Consider the following 20,347-nt stretch of genomic DNA (forward strand, 5'->3'; position numbering starts at 1 on the left):
CTTCATCGCTCGACTTGCATGTGTTAGGCACGCCGCCAGCGTTCGTCCTGAGCCAGGATCAAACTCTCATTAAAAAGTTTAATCTTAGCTTACTCTAAAAAGAATTGCTGGTTTACTTAAATGTATTTATCTATATTCTGTTCAATTTTCAAAGACCATATTCTTTCGCTTTCAACATTACGTTGTCGGCTTTTGTTTTAACTTGTCACCCTCAAGCGACTTCCTTAGTATATCACTTGGTTTAGATATTGTCAACAAGTTTTTTTAAGCTTTCAAACTTTCTTTCCAGATGTTTTTCTTAGCTCATCTTGTTGTGTACATCTCTTAGCGACGTGTTTTATCTTACCATACATAATATAATAATCATTACAATTATATCAACAATATAATTAAATAAATTGTATTTACTTATAAATACTTAATTATTCTTAATTATTCTTATATAGACACACTAGGAACATATTACGTGTTTTTTTGTGTCTGTACGTATTAAATAATGATTATAATACTGATTTTGTAACATTTATTTATAACATATACCTATAATTACTTTAAATTAGAGTTAAAAAAAGAACTATGAAATAAATTATACATCTACTTCATAGTTCTCATATTAATTAATATTACTTTTAGTATTTAAATAAACCTATTAGTTTATTCTTCTGACTCATCATCCGTATCATTAGTTGCTTTGTTTATTAATCTTTCTATACTATTATCTGATCCATTATCGATACTATTATCTGATTCATCTATTTTATCATCGTCTTCTATCGATATATCACTACTTAATATTTTAGCTATTGCTACTACTTTTTCTTCGTCATTAGTCCTCATTAAGGTTACACCCATTGCAGACCTGCTTGTAATAGAAATATCAGATACATTTATTCTAATTGCTACACCATTTGTATTTATAAGCATTAACTCGTCGTCAACTTTGCAAATTGTAGCTGCAACTAATTTACCTGTTTTTTCACTGATTTTATATGTTATTAAACCTACTCCACCTCTATTTTGAATTTTATATTCACTAACTGGAGTTCTTTTTCCAAACCCATTTTCACTAATTACTAATAGTTCTTCGTCATCAACTGCAATATCCATACATACAGCTATATCATCATGTTTTAAATTAATAGCTTTAACCCCTGATGCTGTTCTTCCCATGGCTCTAACATTTTTTTCATTAAATCTTACAGCATAACCATTTTGAGTTACTACCATAATATTAGCATCACCATAAGTTATTTTAACTTTTAATAATTCATCACCATCTCTTAAGTTAATTGATATTAATCCATTTTTCCTTAAATTCTTAAATTCGCTTAAAGGAGTCTTTTTTACAATACCTTGCTTCGTACCCATAAATAAAAATCCTTCTTTACGCTTATCTGTTACTGTTAATACAGTTTGTATCTTTTCATTAGGCTCAATAGCTATTAAATTAATAAGATTAGTACCTTTTGCCTGTCTTCCTGCATCAGGTATTTCATATGCTCTTAATTTATAAACTCTTCCCCTGTTAGTAAAGAATAATACATCAGAGTGAGTAGAAGTTATCATTATATGATCAACAAAATCATCATCTTTGGTAGACATTGCTTGTATTCCTCTGCCGCCTCTTCTTTGTGCTGAATAAGCATCTGATGAAATTCTCTTGATATATCCCGACTTAGTTAATGTAATAACAACATCTTCTTCTTGGATAAGATCTTCGATATCTATTTCATTAACAACCTTCTCAATATCACTTCTTCTCTCATCTCCATATTTAGCTTTTATTTCTAAGAGTTCATCTTTTATAACTCCTAATAATTTTTCTTCACTAGCTAATATAGATTTTAAATATTCCATTTGTTTCATTAACTCTGCATATTCTTCTTCAATCTTTCCTCGTTCTAATCCTGTTAATCTTCTTAACTTCATTTCTAATATAGCTTGACATTGTTTCTCTGAAAGACTAAATTCCTCTATCAATAAGTTCTTAGCAATTTCACTTGTAGGTGAACTTCTAATTATACTTATAACTCTATCTATATTATCAAGGGCAATTCTTAGACCTTCTAATATATGTGCTCTTGCTTCAGCTTTATTTAATTCAAAAACAGTTCTTCTTGTTATGACTTCCTTTTGGAAATCTATATAATGAGTTAATACTTGTTTTAAATTTAACACCTTAGTTTCATTGTTTACTAACGCTAACATAATAACACCAAAGGTATCTTGTAATTTTGTATGTTTATATAATAAATTTAATACTATGCTAGGATTAGAATCCCTTTTTAATTCAATTACTATTCTCATACCGTCTCTATCTGATTCGTCTCTTAAATCAGATATACCAGTAATTTTTTTATCTTTTACTAAATCAGCAATATTTTCTATAAGTCTTGCTTTATTTACTTGATATGGAATTTCACTAACTATTATTTTATGTCTTCCATTCTCCTCTTCAATTTCAGATTTAGCTCTAACTACAATTTTTCCTCTTCCAGTTTCATAAGCTGCTCTTATTCCTGCTTTACCCATTATTGTAGCACCTGTTGGAAAATCTGGTCCTTTGATTATAGTCATAAGTTCTAATATTGTTGCTTCTGGATTATCTATAAGCATTATAGTTCCATCTATTACTTCACCTAAGTTATGTGGTGGTATATTAGTTGCCATTCCAACTGCAATACCAGATGAACCATTAACTAATAAATTGGGAAATCTAGATGGTAATACTGTTGGTTCTTGTTCTTCACCATCAAAATTAGGCATAAAATTAACTGTATCTTTATTTATATCTCTCAGCATTTCTACAGCTATTTTATTCATTTTAGCCTCTGTATATCTCATTGCAGCTGCACTGTCACCATCAACAGATCCAAAGTTACCATGTCCATCGACTAGCATATATCTCATTGAAAAATCTTGCGCCATTCTAACTAATGCATCATAAACAGAAGAATCTCCATGTGGATGATACTTACCTAAAACATCTCCAACTATTCTAGCACACTTTCTGTATCCTTTTTCTGGTGATAAACCTAATACTTGCATAGAATATAGTATTCTTCTATGTACAGGCTTTAATCCATCTCTAACATCTGGTAATGCACGACCTACTATAACACTCATGGCATAGTCTATATAACATTTTTTCATTTCGTTTTTTATATCTACAGGTATAATTTTTCCCTCATTGAATTCCATGTACTTCACCTCATATTCAGTACTAAATATCTAAATTAACAACATTTTTAGCATTTTTTTCTATAAATTCTCTTCTTGGTTCAACCTTTTCGCCCATAAGTATTGTAAATATCTCATCTGCAGCCATAGCATCTTCTACATTAGCCTTTAATAAAATTCTTTTTTCTGGATCCATAGTTGTTTCCCATAATTGATTAGCATTCATTTCTCCAAGACCTTTATATCTTTGTATATCTACTGAATTATCTTTGCCACCAATTTCTTGTAACGCTTGATCTAATTCCTTATCGGAATAAGCATACATTTCCTTTTTACCTTTACTTACTTTAAATAAAGGTGGTTGAGCAATATATACATGCCCTTGATCGACTAGCTCTCTCATATATCTATAAAAGAATGTTAATAATAATGTTCTTATATGTGCTCCATCTACATCAGCATCTGTCATAATTATAATTCTATTATATCTAATTTTTTCAACATCAAAATCTTTTCCAATACCAGCACCAAATGCAGTAATCATAGATCTTATAGTATCTGAATTTAATATTTTATCTAACCTTTGCTTTTCAACATTCATTATTTTACCTCTTAATGGTAAAATAGCTTGAAACTTTCTATTTCTTCCTTGCTTAGCTGATCCACCCGCCGAATCTCCTTCGACTATATATATTTCGCATTCTCTAGGATCTTTCGATGAACAATCTGATAATTTCCCTGGCAATGTCGTTCTTTCTAATATAGATTTTCTAGTAAGTTCCCTCGCTTTTCTAGCAGCATCCCTAGCTCTAGCGGCCATTAATGCCTTATCTACAATTATTTTACCGATATTAGGATTTTCTTCTAAGAATGCTCCTACTGATTCGCTAACAATAGAATCAACAATACCTTTAACTTCACTATTTCCTAGTTTAGTTTTTGTTTGCCCTTCGAATTGTGGTTCCTCAATTTTAACAGAAACTACTGCAGTAAGGCCTTCTCTTATATCATCTCCAGAAAGGTTTTTATCATTATCCTTAAGGAATCCATATCGTTTTACATAATCATTGAAAGCTCTTGTTAATGCTGTTTTAAATCCAGCTAAATGAGTTCCACCTTCAATAGTATCTATATTATTTGCAAAGGAGAATAAGTTCTCAGTATATCCATCGTTATATTGTAAAGCTACTTCAACTAAAATTCCGTCCTTTAATCCTTCTACATATATAGGTTCTTCATGTAATACTGCCTTATTTCTATTCAAATAGGCTACAAAAGATTTAATTCCACCTTCATAGTGATAATTTTCTTCTTTATCATTTCTCTTATCAATTAACTTGATATTAATTCCTTTGTTCAAAAATGCTAGCTCTCTTAACCTTTGAGATAATATTTCAAAATCAAATATAATTTCTTCAAATATTTCTTCATCAGGCTTAAAATATACTTCAGTACCAGTCTCAGTTGTCTCACCTATTTTTGAAATGTCTGCAACAGCTTTACCACGCGAATATTCTTGTTCCCATATATACCCATCTCTTTTTATTGTAACAACACACTTTTCTGAGAGAGCATTAACTACAGATGCACCAACGCCATGTAATCCACCAGATACTTTGTATCCTCCCCCACCAAACTTACCACCTGCATGTAATATAGTCATAATAACTTCTACTGTAGATTTATGCATTTTAGGATGCATACCAACAGGCATACCTCTTCCGTCATCACATTCTGTAATAGAATTGTCTTCGTTAATAGTAACTTCTATATTATTACAGTATCCAGCTAAGGCCTCATCTATACTATTATCAACTATTTCATATACAAGATGATGAAGTCCTCTTGAACTGGTACTACCTATGTACATACCTGGCCTTTTTCTAACTGCCTCTAACCCCTCAAGTACTTGAATCTGATCTTCATCATATCTTTGATTATTTTGTTCCAAAACAGACTCCTCCTAAATTTAATAAATATTTAAAATCAATATTATTTTAAGAATTATATTCTATATGAGTTCTTTTAGTTAATGTAGCTGATGATATTGGTGAAATATATATTTTACTCATATTATTAACTTCTGCAATAACAAATGATTTTGGCTTTTCATTCGTTATTTTTTCTACAAATCCATCTTCTTCTGCCATTCTTAAAAATTGTATAGTATCAGAGCTATACATTGTATTTTCTAAATCAAATATTCCAATAATATCTTTTATAGGGACCACAACATTTTCTCCTAAATGCAAAAACACTAAATATGCCTCCTTTAATTTAAGATTTCTCCATCATATACTTCAAAAATATTAGAATTCTCGTCTAAATAATCCTTCAAATCGTTAATTCCAGTACATGTTATTATTGTTTGTATGTTGTTAAGAGTACCTAATACATATCTTTTTCTATTTATATCAAGCTCAGAAAGAACATCATCTAATAATAAAACAGGATATTCCCCTGTTGTTTCTTTAATAATCTTAAGAGAAGAAAATTTCATAGTTAAAACTGCAGTCCTCTGTTGTCCCTGTGATCCAAATTTTTTAACATCAACATTATTTATAAACACATTAAAATCATCTCTATGCGGTCCTATTGAAGTTAATCCTTTTTCTCTGTCTCTTGAAATATTATCCCTTAGTTTTTCTAAGAAGTTATCTCTAAAATTATTTGTAAATTTAATTATAGAATCATATTTGAAACTTATTTTTTCTTTTCCGGAAGTTATTTCATCATGGATTTTATTTCCATAAAAATTTATCTTATCTATATATTTTAACCTTTCTTGGATAATATAATCAGCATATTGTGATAATTGTAAATTATATACTTCCAACATATCCTCATTAAAGTTTCTTGACCTTAAAAGAATATTTCTTTCATTCAATGTTTTATTATATTGAACTAAGTTAAAATAATATTTTTTATTTATTTGGCATAATTCCATATCTAAAAATTTTCTTCTTATACCTGGAGATTCTTTTATAATTTTTAAATCCTCCGGTGAAAACATAACCACATTGAATGTTCCAAAAAGTTCATCTATCTTATTTATTTTTATAGAATTTACTTTTATAGCTTTTTTTCCATCTCTCAATATTTTTATATCTATTTTTTTATCTAATCTCATTTTCCCTACAAACAAACTTATATAAGCCTCATTATTATTCCAATTTATCAAATCCTTATCTCTTGAAGTTCTATGAGATTTAGAAAATGCGCAATAATAAATAGCTTCTAGGATATTTGTTTTGCCTTGAGCATTATCACCTATAAACACATTAACGTTTTGACCCAAATTTATTTGTAATTGTTTATAATTTCTATAATTAGCTAACATTATCGTTTTAATATACATAAAAATACACCTATATTAATTATAGCATAATAAAAAAGTAACCGCTTGTTTATTACACAAATTAAATATCTATATTATTTCAAATTCTTCATTTTCAAATTCTATAACATCACCAATTTTTAATTTTTTACCTCTTTGAAGACATATCTCTCCATTAATTTTTATTAAACCTTCTTGTATATATATTTTAGCTTCTGATCCTAATGAAGCTATTCCACTCCACTTTAAAAATGCATCTAATTTTATAATTTCAGTATTAATCTTAACTTTATTCATTTTTAATGTATAAATATTCTAAAATATTTATTTCCTCCTATCTCATTAATCTTACTGGTAATACTAAATATTTTGAACTCTCACTATCTTTTTCTTTAATTACACATGGACTTATTCCTGATGTCATTTCCATAACAATTTCATCGTCTTCCATATTTTTTAAAACGTCTAATAAATATCTTGAATTAAATGCAATTTGAATTTCGTCACCTTGCAATTTCATTGCAACTTCTTCCCTGACTTTTCCCAATTGAGAATTAGATGTGATTATTAAAGCATCATCTTGAACATCTAATTTTATCAAATTAGTATTTCCATCCTTAGCCATTAAAGATGCTCTTTCTATACCATTTTGTAATTCTTGTCTATTTATAGTAACTAGTAATTTATGTTCTTGTGGTAATAGTGAATTATAATTTACAAATTTTCCATCTAATAATCTAGATATTATTTTAGTGTTTTCTAAATTAAATAATATATGATTATTAGTAAATGTTATATATACACTTTTATCATTATCTTCTAAAATTTTAGATACTTCAACTAAAGTTCTTCCAGGGATAACGACTTCGATATCAATATCGGTATCTAGAAATTCACTTCTTATAGCTAATCTATATCCATCTAATGACACTAAATTCAAATTTTTATTTTTAACTTTAAATAGTATTCCTTGAAGTATTGGTCTAGTTTCATCTTGAGCGATTGCAAAAGACGTACCTTTAATCATATTTCTAAGTATACTTTCATTTACTTCTATTTTTAAATTTTCATCTATATCTGGAATTGATGGATATTCATTTGCATTCATATACACAATATTAAATACTGATCTCTCACAAGTAATCTGTATTAAGCCATCTTCAGTTGTTTCTATCTTTATATTTGAATTAGGAAACTTTCTAATTATTTCTCCAAATATTTTTGCATCAATAACTATTTCACCATTTTCTATAACATCTGCTTTTACTGTTGTTTGTATACTAATATCCATATCTGAACCAATTAGTGTTAAACCACTTTTAGTAGCATTTATGTAGATACCCTCTAAAATTTGCATAGTTGATTTTCCAGTAATAGCTTTTTGAGCTATTGAAATACCTTCTAGTAATTTATGTTTTTCACATATAAAAATCATATAAGTTCCTCCTTGTTATTAACATGTCTTTAAAGGCTTAATTAGGATAGATAGATATATAAATATATAGTAATAGTAGTAGTAGGGAGTGTGAATTTGTTGATAACCCAGTGTAATGCAGTGATATCAACATATTTTTATGCAAAAAGATTGTGGATAAGTCGGTAACAAATTGCTCATCTTATCCACAGCTTTTGATATAATTTCAATATAATGATGTTATCCACAAGTTATTCAATAGTTATTATGTAAATATGTTAATTAGTTTTGAGTTACCTTTTTTGTTATATCAGCAACAGTATGCTGCAAGCTCTCATCGCTCTTTAGGTTTTCAGAAATTTTTTCATAAGCATGTATTACAGTAGTATGGTCTCTCCCTCCAAATTCTTCTCCAATTTTAGGTAGAGACATATCAGTTAACTTTCTAGTTAAATACATAGCTATTTGTCTTGGATAGGCAACATTTCTTGTTCTTCTTTGAGATTTTAACTCTTCTACTTTTAAATTAAAATAATTAGCAACTATATCTTGAATAGAATCAATAGTTACATGTTTTCCTTGTTTTTTAGATATTATATCTTTAAGAGCTTCGGAAGCTAGATCAACAGTAACTTCTCTATTAGTTAATGATGAATACGCTATTATTCTTATTAAAGCGCCTTCTAATTCTCTAATATTAGATTTAATTTTTGTTGCTATATATCCCATAACTTCATTTGCAACATTTAAGTTTTCTACATCAGCTTTTTTCTTAAGAATAGCCATTCTAGTTTCAAAATCTGGAACTTGGATGTCAGCAATTAACCCCCATTCAAATCTAGATCTTAATCTATCTTCTAATGTTGGAATTTCTTTTGGTGGACGGTCAGATGATAATATTATTTGTTTATTAGCATCATGCAATTCATTAAATGTATGAAAGAATTCTTCTTGAGTACGTTCTTTACCAGCTATGAATTGTATATCATCTATAAGCAAAACATCTACATTTCTATATTTATTTCTAAACTCTTCATTTTTATCATCTTTAATAGCATTAATTAATTCATTTGTAAATTTTTCTGATGACACATAAACTACTTTAGCATTTATATTGTTTTGTAGGATATAATGGCCAATTGCATGCATTAAATGAGTCTTTCCAAGTCCTACTCCTCCATAAATAAACAAAGGATTATAAGCTTTAGCTGGGGACTCAGCAACAGCTAAGGATGCAGCATGAGCAAATCTATTACTATTACCTATTACAAATGAATTAAAAGTATATTTAGGATTTAAAGTAGAAGACATTTCATCATTAACAATGATATTTTTTTTTATTTTATTATTTTGAGTTTTATCATCAATATCATTATCTGATGCTATAAAAAATTCGATTTCATATAATTTTGAGCAAACAGCTTCTATAGAATTAGCAACTAGGCTTTTATATCTTTTATCTAAAATATCTTGAGTAAAAGAGTTAGGAACACTTATTTTTATGCTTTTATCAGATATAGAGATTGGTTCACAGCTCTTGATCCAAGTATTAAAGCTGACTTCACTCATTTCACTTTTTATAATATTTAGGGTTTTTCCCCATAATTGTTTAAGGTCAGCATCCATTTTTAATCCTCCAATATTATTTTAAGAAAAAATTTTTGGGTTGTAATATATAGATTATTAACATAGATATCAACAATATAATATGTAGTATGTTTTAATTGTTGACTAAGAGCATAAAGTTATACACATGTTAATAAGTTATTTAAAAAAATATCTATACAGATAGTTATCAACAATAATAAAATTATGTATAAGAATATTATTAAAAGTGCATAATTTGAGATAAAATAAGCAAAATATAATGTGATAGAATCATATAAATATGAAAAATGAACAAGTTATGCACATATTTATCCACAGCTGTGGATAAAAACAATTAAAATTAAGTTATACACAGTTACAGTATTTATAATAACATAAGTAATTGTGCATATTCAAGAAGTTATCCACAAAAATATATCTATAAAAATCTATTTATCAACATTTAGTATTGTCTTGACATAAAATTAGGATATATATATAATAGAAAAGTAAAATTTAAAATCACAGAAAGTATAGTTTTTACTATAAATAATAAATTTAAGGGGGTGCAGTTAAATGTTCATGACTTATCAACCAAAAAAGAAACAAAGAAAAAGGGAGCATGGCTTCAGAAAAAGAATGAGCACTCAATCAGGAAGAAACATTCTTAGAAAAAGAAGACAAAAAGGAAGAAAAAAATTAACAGCATAAGGGCCGCATTAAGTGGCCTTTTTTCTGCAAATGCAGGAAAAAAGGAGTAATGGAAATACCTATGATTTATAGATTGAAAAAAAATATAGAGTTTATAATTGTATATAAAAGAGGAAAGTCATTTGCAAATAATACCTTAGTAATGTATATGTTAAAGAACAAAAAAAATAAGGATAAAGATGGCATAGTATATAATAAAGTAGGTATTTCTGTAAGTAAAAAAGTTGGTAATAGTGTTGTTAGAAGCAAATGTAAAAGATTAATAACTGAAAGTTTTAGATTAAATTATGATAATATAATAAAGGGGTATGATTGTATTTTTATAGCAAGAAACCCCATGAAAAATAAAAATTACTTTGAAACTGAAAAGGCGATGAAGAATTTAATTAAAAAGGCAGGCTTATGTAATGATGAAAAAATTCTTAATAAGTCTAATTAAATTTTATAGAAGATCTATTTCACCTCGGAGAAATCCATGTTGTAGATTTACGCCAACTTGCTCACAGTATGCTTTAGATTCTATAGATAAGTATGGTACCATCAAGGGTAGCATAATGGCAATTTATAGAATATTAAGGTGTAATCCTTTTTGTAAAGGTGGGTATGATCCCGTAAAGTAACATATTAGGAGGTATAGATTTTAATGTTTGAAAAAATAATTGGATTTATGGCTGATATATTTAATTCTTTACACACTTTTATAGTTAATATAGGAGTTCAGGATAAAGGATTATCTTATGTATTAGCTATACTTGTATTTACATTGATTATTAGAGTACTTATCTTGCCATTTAACATTAAAGCAGCAAAGTCAACTCAAAGAATGCAAGAAGTTCAACCAGAGGTTAAAAAACTTCAAGAGAAGTATAAAGGTAATTCTGAAATGTTAAATGCAGAGATGATGAAGCTTTATAAAGAAAGAAATGTTAGTGTAACTGGAGGATGTTTACCTTCTTTATTACCATTACCAATATTAATGGCATTATATTATGTATTCTATAGAATAGATGGTATGAATGGAGTGTCATTTTTATGGATTAAGGACTTAGGTGGTAAAGATACAGTATATATATTACCTATTTTAGCTGCGGTGTCAACATATCTACCATCTTATTTGATGAGTAAATCAACACCAGCAGATAGTTCACCTATGAATATGGGAACTATGAGTTTAGTTATGGCAGGAATGATGGGTTTTATGTCATTAAACTTTAAGTCAATATTAGTTTTATATTGGATAATCGGAAATGTTATTCAAACAGTACAAACATATTACTTAAATTATAGACCTGTAAAGAAAAAATTAGAACTAGCAAATTCACAGATAGTTAATGGTGAAGTTGCAGATAACAGTTTTGTTATGGATGTTGAATCACCTAAAAATTTAGCTAGTACAAAAAAGAAAAAGAAGAAATAGATTTATTTAAGATTTGCTATGGATATTAAGGTGGTGAATTAGGGATGAAGTCAATAGAGCTAGAAGGAAAGACTGTTGAAGAAGCCTTAAATAAAGCTTTAATTAAACTAAATGTAAGTGAAGATATGGTGGAAGTTGAAGTTTTAGAGCATGGCTCGAAGGGATTATTTAACTTTATAGGGTCTAAGCCAGCAAAAGTGAAGGTAACTCTTAAACGTAACTATATTGAAGATATAAGAAACTTTATAAGTACAATTATTGGATATATGGATATACAAGCTAAAATAGATATAAAAGAAGAGAATAATGTTATTAGTATTAATATGTATGGAGAAAAGATGGGGTTGATAATTGGATATAGGGGAGAAACCTTAGATTCATTACAATGTCTAATTTCATTAATGGTTAATAAAAATAATGATACTTCTTATAAAAGAGTTATATTAGATACTGAAAACTATAGAATAAAAAGAGAAGAAACGCTTAAAAGAGTTGCAGCAAAGACTGCAATAAAAGTAAAAAGAACAGGTAAGGCATTTAAGTTAGAACCAATGAATCCTTATGAGAGAAGAATTATTCATTCTACTCTTCAAGAAAATACCTTTGTTGATACGTATAGTGAAGGTAAGGAACCTTTCAGAAGAGTAGTTGTTGAGTTGAAAAGAAATTAATAAAAGAAAGCCTTAATTGGCTTTCTTTTTAAGTTTAAAAATAAATAAATCATACTTTGACTAATTTAATTTTGTTATGTAAAATTTATTTCAAGACTATAATATTTAATTATTAGATAAATGATAGAGATATACAAATTTTCCTGACAATTGTTTTTTAAAATTATATTGTATATGATAAAAAGTATAAAAAGATATATTGATAAAAACTTAAAAGTATAAGAAGTTATAGTGTTTTCAATGTTTTAGATAAATTTTTTGAACGAGTAAATCTATAAAAAGTATTATTATAAATTATCAATTATTTATTTAGATTTGTTTTGAATGGTTATAATAATAGAAATAAATTACAAAATTAATTATATAAGGAGAATCTTAGAATGAAAGAGTTTGATACGATTTGTGGCATAGCAACACCCATTGGAGAAGGCGGAATTTCTATTATTAGAATTTCTGGAAATAAAGCTTTAGATATAATAACGAAAATTTTTATTGGAAAAAATAATACAAATGTTAAAGATATGAAGACTTATACTATGAAATATGGAAATATAATAGAACAAGAAACTAAAGATAAAATTGATGAAGTCATTATAAGCTATATGAAAGGACCACATAGTTACACAACTGAAGATATAATAGAGATTAATTGTCATGGTGGTGTTATATCAACTAATAGTGTAATAAATGAGGTCGTTAAAGCTGGTGCAAGGCTAGCTGAACCAGGTGAATTTACTAAAAGAGCATTTTTAAATGGTAGAATTGATTTAAGTCAAGCAGAAGCAGTTATTGATATAATTAGAGCTAAGACTGATTTATCTATGAAGTCAGCAATGATGCAAAGCAGTGGAGCTCTTTCAAAGCAAATAACTGATTTAAGGAAATATCTATTAGATGTTTTAGCTTTAATAGAATACGGAATAGATTTTACAGAAGATGATGAAGAGATAGATGACAGCTTAGTTATAAAAGTGAAGGATGGAATTGCTAAGACTATATCAAAGATAAAAGATTTATTGAAAAATGCTGATGAAGGAAAAATCATAAGAGATGGACTGAATATGGTTATTGTAGGAAAACCTAATGTAGGAAAATCATCTTTACTTAATATGTTATTAAAAGAAAAAAGAGCAATTGTAACTGATATTCCTGGAACTACAAGAGATATAATTGAGGAGTACTTAAATATAGATGGAATACCTATTAAAATAACTGATACAGCAGGAATTAGAGAAACTAATGATACTGTTGAAAAGATAGGTGTAGAAAGATCAAGAGAAAAAATTGAAGAAGCAGATTTAATTGTGTTAATACTTGATTCATCTCAGGAAATTGAAGATGAAGATAAGGAAGTAATTAATACAATAAAGAATAAAAATCATATAGTAATATTAAATAAAATAGATTTAAATAAAAAAATATCAAAAGATATGTTAACTGATTTAGATAATCAAATTGAAATTTCAGCTAAGACTGGAGAAGGAATTGAAAAATTAAAAGAAAAGATAAAAACTTTATTTTTTAATGGTGAAATTGATAGTGAAAGTTTGATTGTTTCTAATGTGAGGCATAAACAGGCTCTATACAGAGCATTAGAAAACTGTACGATAGGATTAGACAGAGTTAATGCGAATGAATATCTTGATTTAATTTCAATTTATGTAACTGCAGCAATGAAAGCTTTAGGAGAAATAACAGGTGATGAATTAGAAGAAGATGTATTAAATAAAATTTTTAGTGAATTTTGTGTAGGAAAGTAGGAAAGGTATATGAAATTAAATTATGAAGCTGGGGAATTTGATATAGTAGTTATTGGAGCTGGTCATGCTGGATGTGAAGCTGCATTGGCTTCGGCAAGGTTAGGATTAAGTACATTAATTTGTACTATAAATTTAGACTCAATAGCAATGATGCCTTGTAATCCTAATATAGGAGGAACTGCAAAAGGACATTTAGTTAGAGAAATTGACGCTTTAGGCGGAGAAATGGGAATAAATATTGATAATACATTTATTCAATCAAGAATGCTAAATACTTCTAAAGGACCAGCAGTTCATTCATTAAGAGCTCAAGCAGATAAAAAAGATTATCAATTTAGGATGAAAAAAGTATTAGAAGAACAGGAAAACCTTCAAATAAGACAAATTGAAGTTACAGAAGTTAAGGTTGAAGATGGAAATATTACAGGAGTAGTTACTAAAAATGGAGCTATATTCAAATGTAAAGCTGTCGTTTTAGCAACTGGTACATATTTAAAAGGAAAAATTATTATTGGAGAGGTTAGTTATAGCGGTGGACCTAACGGTTTATTCCCAGCTAATGATTTATCACAATCATTATTAGATTTAGGAATTACTTTAAGAAGGTTTAAAACTGGTACTCCAGCAAGAATTAATAAGAGATCTGTTGATTTTTCAAAGATGATTGAACAAAAAGGTGATGATAAAATTGTACCTTTTTCATTTATGAGTGAAAATATAGATAAAGAACAAATATCTTGTTACTTAACGTATACTAACAACAATACTCATAATATAATTAGACAAAATATAAATAGATCTCCTATATATAATGGAACAATTAAAGGTGTAGGACCTAGATATTGTCCATCTGTTGAAGATAAGGTTATGAGATTTCCAGATAAAGAACAACATCAAATATTTATTGAACCAGAAGGTTTAGATACATTAGAGATGTATGTAGGAGGAATGTCTTCATCTTTACCAGAGGAAGTTCAAATTAAGATGCTTAGGACATTAGCTGGATTAGAAAATGTAGAGATGATGAGAACAGCATATGCAATAGAATATGATTCAATTGACCCTACTGAACTAAATCCAACGTTAGAATTTAAAGCCATTGAAGGCTTATATGGAGCTGGGCAATTTAATGGTAGTTCAGGATATGAAGAGGCTGCAGCTCAAGGATTAGTAGCAGGTATAAATGCAGGATTAAAAATAAAGGGTAAGGAACCGCTTATCTTAACTCGTTCTGATGCGTATATTGGAGTCCTTATAGATGATTTAGTTACTAAGGGAACTAATGAACCTTATAGAATGATGACTTCAAGAGCTGAATATAGGCTGTTATTAAGACAAGATAATGCAGATTTTAGGTTGACAGATATAGGTCATGAAATTGGATTAGTAACTGAAGATAGGTATGAAAAATTCTTAACAAGAAAAAATGCTATTGAAGGTGAATTAGATAGGTTAAAGAATTTAAAAATAACTAATAAGAAAGAAGTAAATGAATTATTAGTATCTTTAAATTCATCTGAATTAAAAAAACCTATTAGCTTCTTTGAATTGATAAAAAGAACAGAGGTAGATTATTTTAGTTTAGTAGCTTTAGATCCAGATAGACAAAAATTACCAGATGATATTGGTGAACAAATTAATATAATTGCAAAATATGAAGGATATATAACTAATCAACTTGAACAAGTTGCACAATTCAAGAAGTTTGAAAAGAAATTACTACCTAAAGATATTGATTACATAAATGTAAAGGGATTAAGAACTGAAGCAGAACAAAAGTTAAATAATATTAAGCCTATAAGTATAGGGCAAGCATCTCGTATTTCAGGAGTATCACCAGCTGATATTTCTGTGTTACTTATATATCTTGAACATTATTATAATAAACAACATTAATTTTTACTGGAGGTAACTATGGAATTTTATGATTTAATGGCTAAAGCAGCACAAGATGTTGGATTAGAACTATCAAAGCAACAATATGAAAAATTTATAATTTATAAGAATCTTCTTCAAGAATGGAATGAAAAAGTAAATTTAACTGCCATAACTGAAGATGAAGAAATAATTAAAAAGCATTTTATTGATTCAATTAAAGCATTTAAAAGAGACGAATTCAAGAGTGCAAATACATTAATAGATGTTGGAACAGGAGCTGGTTTCCCAGGAATTCCAATAGCTATTATGAAAGATGATATAAAAGTTACATTACTAGATTCTTTAAATAAAAGAGTTAACTTTTTAGATGCAGTTGTTAAAGAATTAAAGCTTAAAAATGTAATAACTATTCATTCGAGAGCAGAAGATGGTGCAAGGCAAGATAATCTTAGAGAAAATTTTGACATAGCAACATCTAGAGCGGTTGCTAATATGAGCGTATTATCTGAATTTTGTTTACCATATGTTAAGGTTGGAGGCAATTTCATAGCATTAAAAGGTCCATCCGTAGATGAAGAAATAGAAGAAAGTAAAACAGCAATTTCACTTCTTGGAGGCAAATTAGTAGATATATGTGAAGTTAATATTGAAGATACTGAATTAAGACATAATTTAGTTATTATAAAGAAGATTAACAAATCTTCTAATAAATATCCTAGAAAAGCAGGAATTGTTACTAAGAAACCACTAAAATAAATTTATATTAACAAGTACTTTTTATAGTATAATTATATTTTATTGCGTTATTGCAGAAGAAATAAATAATTTGATTGGAAATTAACATCTATAAATAGAAAAATATGTATTTAAATAGGTGTTTTTAAATTAATTTGTATTATTAATTAATAATATAAATAGAGGAAAAATATAGTTATTATAGAATTATATAGTAGTGATAGTAGTCTAATATTGTTAGAGTAATTTAATAGGGGATGGGTTGAGACACATGAATGATGAAATAATAAAAATAGATATAGAGAAAATAGTTCCAAATATTTATCAACCACGTAAATATTTTAAAGAAGAAGCACTTGCTGAATTATCACAGTCAATAAAAGAACATGGAATTATACAACCACTTACCGTAAGGAAGATGGGAGAAATTTATGAATTAGTAGCAGGAGAACGAAGACTTAGAGCTGCTAAGTTAGCAGAATTACAAATGGTACCATGTAACATAGTAAATATAACTGACTATGAATCAGCTGAAATAGCATTATTGGAAAATCTTCAAAGAGAAGATTTGAATTATATGGAAGAAGCTGAAGCATATAATAATTTACTTAATGAGCATAACTTCACTCAAGAAGATTTGGCAAGAAGAATGGGTAAAAAGCAATCAACTATTGCTAATAAATTAAGATTATTAAAATTAGATTTTAAGGTTAGACAACTATGCCTAGAAAATAATTTAACAGAAAGACATGCAAGAGCACTTCTTAGTGTTTCTAATCCAGAGCTTCAATTAAAAATTTTAGATAAAGTATTAAAAGATGGACTTAATGTAAAGAAGACTGAAGAACTGATTAATAAAGAATTACTTAAATTAGAAGGTAAACAGTTAAAGAATAAAAGTAAGAGTAAAATAAAAACTGCACTACCTGCAAAATTATATATGAACACCATTAAACAGGTACTTCAAAAATTTAATATACCAGCTGAATACAAATGTAAAGATGAAGAGGATTTTATTGAAGTAACAGTAAAAATTTTTAAAAATAAAAGATAAAATTTTTATATAGAGTATATTTAAAGAAATTTAACATTTATAGATAGTTAATAAATAAAGTAATTAGCAGGATAACTACTTAAAGATAAAATTAAAAATGCAGAAAATTTATTAAAATATATATTAATATTTTATTTTAAAAGATATATTATACATAAGTGCTTAAAATAATAAGCGTATAATATATCTTTTTATTGTTCCTATAATTATAGAATTTGTTGTTAAATATAAGGATATTAATATAATAATTAGTTAGAAAAATAAATTTTTTAATAAATTTATGAACTATTCTTTAATTTTTATTACATTGTTCTTTTATTATGTATTGAATATATATATAATGTTAATATGGGAAAGGGGGTGTAGGCTCTTAGAGGGCTTAATTATGAAGACAATTTGTATTTTTAATCAAAAGGGTGGAGTTGGAAAGACTACTACTAATATAAATTTGTGTGGTTATTTAGCTATGGACGGATATAAGGTTTTAACTATAGATATAGATCCTCAGGGGAACACTACAAGTGGACTTGGATTAGATAAAAGAAATTTAGAGGTATCAATGTATGATGTTTTAACAACAGATATATCTATTAAGGATTCAATATTAAGAACTGATTTAGTACAGAACTTATTCATATCACCTTCAACTATGGAGTTAGCTGGAGCAGAAGTTGAAGTTATAGGAAGAAAAGACAGAGAGAATATTATAAAAAATAAATTAAAAGATATTGCAGAAGATTATGATTATGTATTCATAGATTGTCCACCTTCACTAGGAGTATTAACCATAAATGCATTAACTTGTGCAGACTCGGTTTTAATTCCCATCCAATGTGAATTTTATGCATTAGAGGGTGTTAGTCAATTAGTTAATACAATTCAATTAGTAAAAAAATCTCTTAATAAGGATTTGAAAATTGAAGGAGTAATCATGACTATGTTTGATTATAGAACAAATCTTAGTAATGAAGTATTTAAAGAGGTTAAGAAATATTTTAAGGATAAAGTTTATGAAACAACTATTCCAAGGAATATTAGATTAGCAGAAGCTCCTAGTTTTGGCTTACCAATTATGTTATATGATGATAAATGCAAGGGCGCTGAAGCATACATTAATTTAAGTAAAGAATTTTTAAATAGACAGGAGTAGGAGGAGCATAATGGGAAAAAAATTTGCACTAGGTAAAGGACTGGGAGCACTTATACCTGATGAAATAGAAAATAATATTAAAGAAAAAAATAATATTCTTATTTCTATAAATAAGATTAAAAGTAATATAGAACAGCCAAGAAAAAATTTTGACTCTGAAAAAATCATTGAATTAGCACAATCTATTAAACTTCATGGTATAATTCAACCGTTGATAGTAAGAGAAAAAGATGATGACCAATATGTTATAGTTGCAGGTGAACGACGATGGAGAGCGGCTAAAATATCAGGACTAAAAGAGATACCATGTGTAATTATGGAATTAAGTGATAGGGATGTATTAGAAATTTCATTAATTGAAAATATTCAAAGAGAAGATTTAAATCCAATTGAAGAAGCATTAGCTTATAAAAAACTATTGGATGATTTTCAAATAACCCAATCAGAATTAAGCAATAGACTTGGTAAGTCTAGAGTTTCTATTACAAATACAATGAGATTAATAAATTTGGATAATAGAGTTCAACAGTATTTAATTGAAGGCATTATCAGTGAAGGGCATGGCAGAACACTTCTTGGAATAGATAATAAAGATTTACAATATGATCTTGCACAACAGGTAATTGATAATAAGTTATCAGTTAGAGAATTAGAAAAATTAATTAAAAATATAAATGAAGATAAAGATAAAAGCAGCAATACAAAAGAAGAGACATTAAATCAGTATTATAAAGAAATACGAACTCAACTTCAAAATTATTTTGGAACAAAGGTAAATCTATCTAATAAAAAAAATAAAGGAAAAATAGAAATAGAGTATTACTCAGAAGATGATTTACAAAGAATTTTAGATATTATGAAGATGTAAGAGAGTGTTTCACGTGAAACAATTAATGAAAGGAATGAAAAAATGAATATACTACTTGATACTATTAATCAAATTACGCCATATCTAATAATAGGAATGGCAGTCATAATTACTATACTATTTATTCTAATTATAATTCTAATAAAATCAATAAATAAATTAGAAAATAAATATAGAAGAATAATGAGAGGAACAAATAGTAGAAATTTAGAAGAAATGCTAACAGAAAAACTTGATAGTATTGAAGAAGCTAAAGAGATTTCTAAAAAAGCATTAGAAGAATGCAGCAGAGTAGATATTAAGATAAAACAATGTATACAAAAGGTTGCTATAATGAGATATAAAGCTTTTGAAGATGTAGGTAGTGACTTGAGTTTCTCTATTGCAATCTTAGATGATAATAATGATGGATTAATTCTAACAGGTATCTATGGAAGACAAGAAAGTACAACTTATGCAAAACCAGTAGATAAAGGAATATCAAGATATGATCTTTCAGAAGAGGAACTGTATGTATTAAGTGAGGCATCTAATAAATATAACAATACTAAAAAGTAAGTACAAATTTATGTACTTACTTTTTTA

The 20,347-nt window shown here is 27.6% G+C and carries 19 protein-coding genes and 1 rRNA gene; 12 read left to right on the forward strand and 8 right to left on the reverse strand.

Features of this window, described 5'->3' with window-relative positions:
* The 8 genes from BM027_RS13610 to dnaA form a co-directional block, all read right to left on the reverse strand.
* Window positions 1-74, reverse strand: a 16S ribosomal RNA gene (locus BM027_RS13610); the annotation flags it as partial.
* 580 nt (window positions 75-654) lie between these two features.
* Window positions 655-3,201, reverse strand: coding sequence for a DNA gyrase subunit A (gene gyrA / locus BM027_RS13615; RefSeq protein ID WP_090092945.1), 2,547 nt, complete (start codon window positions 3,199-3,201; stop codon window positions 655-657).
* A gap of 22 nt (window positions 3,202-3,223) precedes the next feature.
* A complete protein-coding gene (gyrB, locus tag BM027_RS13620; protein ID WP_090092947.1) occupies window positions 3,224-5,131 on the reverse strand; it encodes a DNA topoisomerase (ATP-hydrolyzing) subunit B in 1,908 nt (635 codons plus the stop codon).
* Window positions 5,132-5,177: 46 nt separating this feature from the next.
* Window positions 5,178-5,438 (reverse strand): extracellular matrix regulator RemB, encoded by a 261-nt coding sequence (remB, locus tag BM027_RS13625; protein WP_090092953.1) that lies wholly within the window; start codon window positions 5,436-5,438, stop codon window positions 5,178-5,180.
* Between the two features lie 14 nt (window positions 5,439-5,452).
* A complete protein-coding gene (gene recF, locus BM027_RS13630) occupies window positions 5,453-6,538 on the reverse strand; it encodes a DNA replication/repair protein RecF (RefSeq protein WP_090092957.1) in 1,086 nt (361 codons plus the stop codon).
* 69 nt (window positions 6,539-6,607) lie between these two features.
* A complete protein-coding gene (locus tag BM027_RS13635; RefSeq protein WP_090092959.1) occupies window positions 6,608-6,814 on the reverse strand; it encodes an RNA-binding S4 domain-containing protein in 207 nt (68 codons plus the stop codon).
* A 37-nt stretch (window positions 6,815-6,851) separates the two neighbouring features.
* A complete protein-coding gene (gene dnaN, locus BM027_RS13640; RefSeq protein WP_090092961.1) occupies window positions 6,852-7,952 on the reverse strand; it encodes a DNA polymerase III subunit beta in 1,101 nt (366 codons plus the stop codon).
* 261 nt (window positions 7,953-8,213) lie between these two features.
* Window positions 8,214-9,557, reverse strand: a complete 1,344-nt coding sequence (gene dnaA, locus BM027_RS13645) for a chromosomal replication initiator protein DnaA (RefSeq protein ID WP_090092964.1) — start codon at window positions 9,555-9,557, stop codon at window positions 8,214-8,216.
* Between the two features lie 537 nt (window positions 9,558-10,094).
* Here dnaA and rpmH point away from each other — a divergent pair.
* From rpmH to BM027_RS13705, 12 genes are all read left to right on the forward strand, one after another.
* Window positions 10,095-10,229 (forward strand): 50S ribosomal protein L34, encoded by a 135-nt coding sequence (gene rpmH / locus BM027_RS13650; protein ID WP_090092966.1) that lies wholly within the window; start codon window positions 10,095-10,097, stop codon window positions 10,227-10,229.
* A 61-nt stretch (window positions 10,230-10,290) separates the two neighbouring features.
* Window positions 10,291-10,668 carry a ribonuclease P protein component gene (gene rnpA, locus BM027_RS13655; RefSeq protein ID WP_090093088.1) on the forward strand — a complete coding sequence of 126 codons (378 nt, stop codon included), beginning with the start codon at window positions 10,291-10,293 and terminating at the stop codon, window positions 10,666-10,668.
* On the forward strand, window positions 10,640-10,849 hold the full coding sequence (yidD, locus tag BM027_RS13660; protein ID WP_090093085.1) for a membrane protein insertion efficiency factor YidD: 210 nt from the start codon (window positions 10,640-10,642) through the stop codon (window positions 10,847-10,849). Before rnpA ends, yidD begins: the two co-directional genes overlap by 29 nt.
* A gap of 23 nt (window positions 10,850-10,872) precedes the next feature.
* Window positions 10,873-11,646, forward strand: coding sequence for a membrane protein insertase YidC (locus BM027_RS13665; RefSeq protein WP_090092968.1), 774 nt, complete (start codon window positions 10,873-10,875; stop codon window positions 11,644-11,646).
* A gap of 44 nt (window positions 11,647-11,690) precedes the next feature.
* Window positions 11,691-12,317, forward strand: coding sequence for an RNA-binding cell elongation regulator Jag/EloR (jag, locus tag BM027_RS13670; protein WP_090092971.1), 627 nt, complete (start codon window positions 11,691-11,693; stop codon window positions 12,315-12,317).
* Between the two features lie 380 nt (window positions 12,318-12,697).
* Complete coding sequence (gene mnmE, locus BM027_RS13675; RefSeq protein ID WP_090092973.1) at window positions 12,698-14,077, forward strand: tRNA uridine-5-carboxymethylaminomethyl(34) synthesis GTPase MnmE; 1,380 nt, start codon at window positions 12,698-12,700, stop codon at window positions 14,075-14,077.
* 9 nt (window positions 14,078-14,086) lie between these two features.
* Window positions 14,087-15,973 (forward strand): tRNA uridine-5-carboxymethylaminomethyl(34) synthesis enzyme MnmG, encoded by a 1,887-nt coding sequence (gene mnmG / locus BM027_RS13680; protein WP_090092976.1) that lies wholly within the window; start codon window positions 14,087-14,089, stop codon window positions 15,971-15,973.
* 18 nt (window positions 15,974-15,991) lie between these two features.
* Entirely contained in the window at window positions 15,992-16,711 is a 720-nt protein-coding gene (gene rsmG, locus BM027_RS13685) for a 16S rRNA (guanine(527)-N(7))-methyltransferase RsmG (RefSeq protein WP_090092978.1), read from the forward strand.
* Between the two features lie 250 nt (window positions 16,712-16,961).
* Complete coding sequence (noc, locus tag BM027_RS13690; protein ID WP_090092980.1) at window positions 16,962-17,744, forward strand: nucleoid occlusion protein; 783 nt, start codon at window positions 16,962-16,964, stop codon at window positions 17,742-17,744.
* Between the two features lie 385 nt (window positions 17,745-18,129).
* The gene (locus BM027_RS13695; RefSeq protein WP_090092982.1) at window positions 18,130-18,894 is read left to right on the forward strand and encodes a ParA family protein; all 765 of its coding nucleotides are present in this window, start codon (window positions 18,130-18,132) and stop codon (window positions 18,892-18,894) included.
* A gap of 10 nt (window positions 18,895-18,904) precedes the next feature.
* Window positions 18,905-19,762, forward strand: a complete 858-nt coding sequence (locus BM027_RS13700; protein ID WP_090092985.1) for a ParB/RepB/Spo0J family partition protein — start codon at window positions 18,905-18,907, stop codon at window positions 19,760-19,762.
* 42 nt (window positions 19,763-19,804) lie between these two features.
* Window positions 19,805-20,320 carry a DUF4446 family protein gene (locus BM027_RS13705; protein ID WP_090092988.1) on the forward strand — a complete coding sequence of 172 codons (516 nt, stop codon included), beginning with the start codon at window positions 19,805-19,807 and terminating at the stop codon, window positions 20,318-20,320.
* Window positions 20,321-20,347 lie beyond the last annotated feature (27 nt).

This window comes from Clostridium uliginosum, assembly GCF_900112485.1.
In the GTDB taxonomy this organism is placed as follows: domain Bacteria; phylum Bacillota; class Clostridia; order Clostridiales; family Clostridiaceae; genus Clostridium; species Clostridium uliginosum.

Coding starts and splice junctions, on each gene's coding strand:
- BM027_RS13635 (WP_090092959.1), bottom strand. CDS start 6,814: ATGAATAAAGTTAAGATTAATACTGAAATTATAAAATTAGATGCATTT.
- jag (WP_090092971.1), top strand. CDS start 11,691: ATGAAGTCAATAGAGCTAGAAGGAAAGACTGTTGAAGAAGCCTTAAAT.
- BM027_RS13705 (WP_090092988.1), top strand. CDS start 19,805: ATGAATATACTACTTGATACTATTAATCAAATTACGCCATATCTAATA.
- mnmE (WP_090092973.1), top strand. CDS start 12,698: ATGAAAGAGTTTGATACGATTTGTGGCATAGCAACACCCATTGGAGAA.
- rpmH (WP_090092966.1), top strand. CDS start 10,095: ATGTTCATGACTTATCAACCAAAAAAGAAACAAAGAAAAAGGGAGCAT.
- recF (WP_090092957.1), bottom strand. CDS start 6,538: ATGTATATTAAAACGATAATGTTAGCTAATTATAGAAATTATAAACAA.
- dnaA (WP_090092964.1), bottom strand. CDS start 9,557: ATGGATGCTGACCTTAAACAATTATGGGGAAAAACCCTAAATATTATA.
- BM027_RS13695 (WP_090092982.1), top strand. CDS start 18,130: ATGAAGACAATTTGTATTTTTAATCAAAAGGGTGGAGTTGGAAAGACT.
- BM027_RS13665 (WP_090092968.1), top strand. CDS start 10,873: ATGTTTGAAAAAATAATTGGATTTATGGCTGATATATTTAATTCTTTA.
- noc (WP_090092980.1), top strand. CDS start 16,962: ATGAATGATGAAATAATAAAAATAGATATAGAGAAAATAGTTCCAAAT.
- rsmG (WP_090092978.1), top strand. CDS start 15,992: ATGGAATTTTATGATTTAATGGCTAAAGCAGCACAAGATGTTGGATTA.
- mnmG (WP_090092976.1), top strand. CDS start 14,087: ATGAAATTAAATTATGAAGCTGGGGAATTTGATATAGTAGTTATTGGA.
- BM027_RS13700 (WP_090092985.1), top strand. CDS start 18,905: ATGGGAAAAAAATTTGCACTAGGTAAAGGACTGGGAGCACTTATACCT.
- rnpA (WP_090093088.1), top strand. CDS start 10,291: ATGATTTATAGATTGAAAAAAAATATAGAGTTTATAATTGTATATAAA.
- yidD (WP_090093085.1), top strand. CDS start 10,640: ATGAAAAAATTCTTAATAAGTCTAATTAAATTTTATAGAAGATCTATT.
- dnaN (WP_090092961.1), bottom strand. CDS start 7,952: ATGATTTTTATATGTGAAAAACATAAATTACTAGAAGGTATTTCAATA.
- gyrA (WP_090092945.1), bottom strand. CDS start 3,201: ATGGAATTCAATGAGGGAAAAATTATACCTGTAGATATAAAAAACGAA.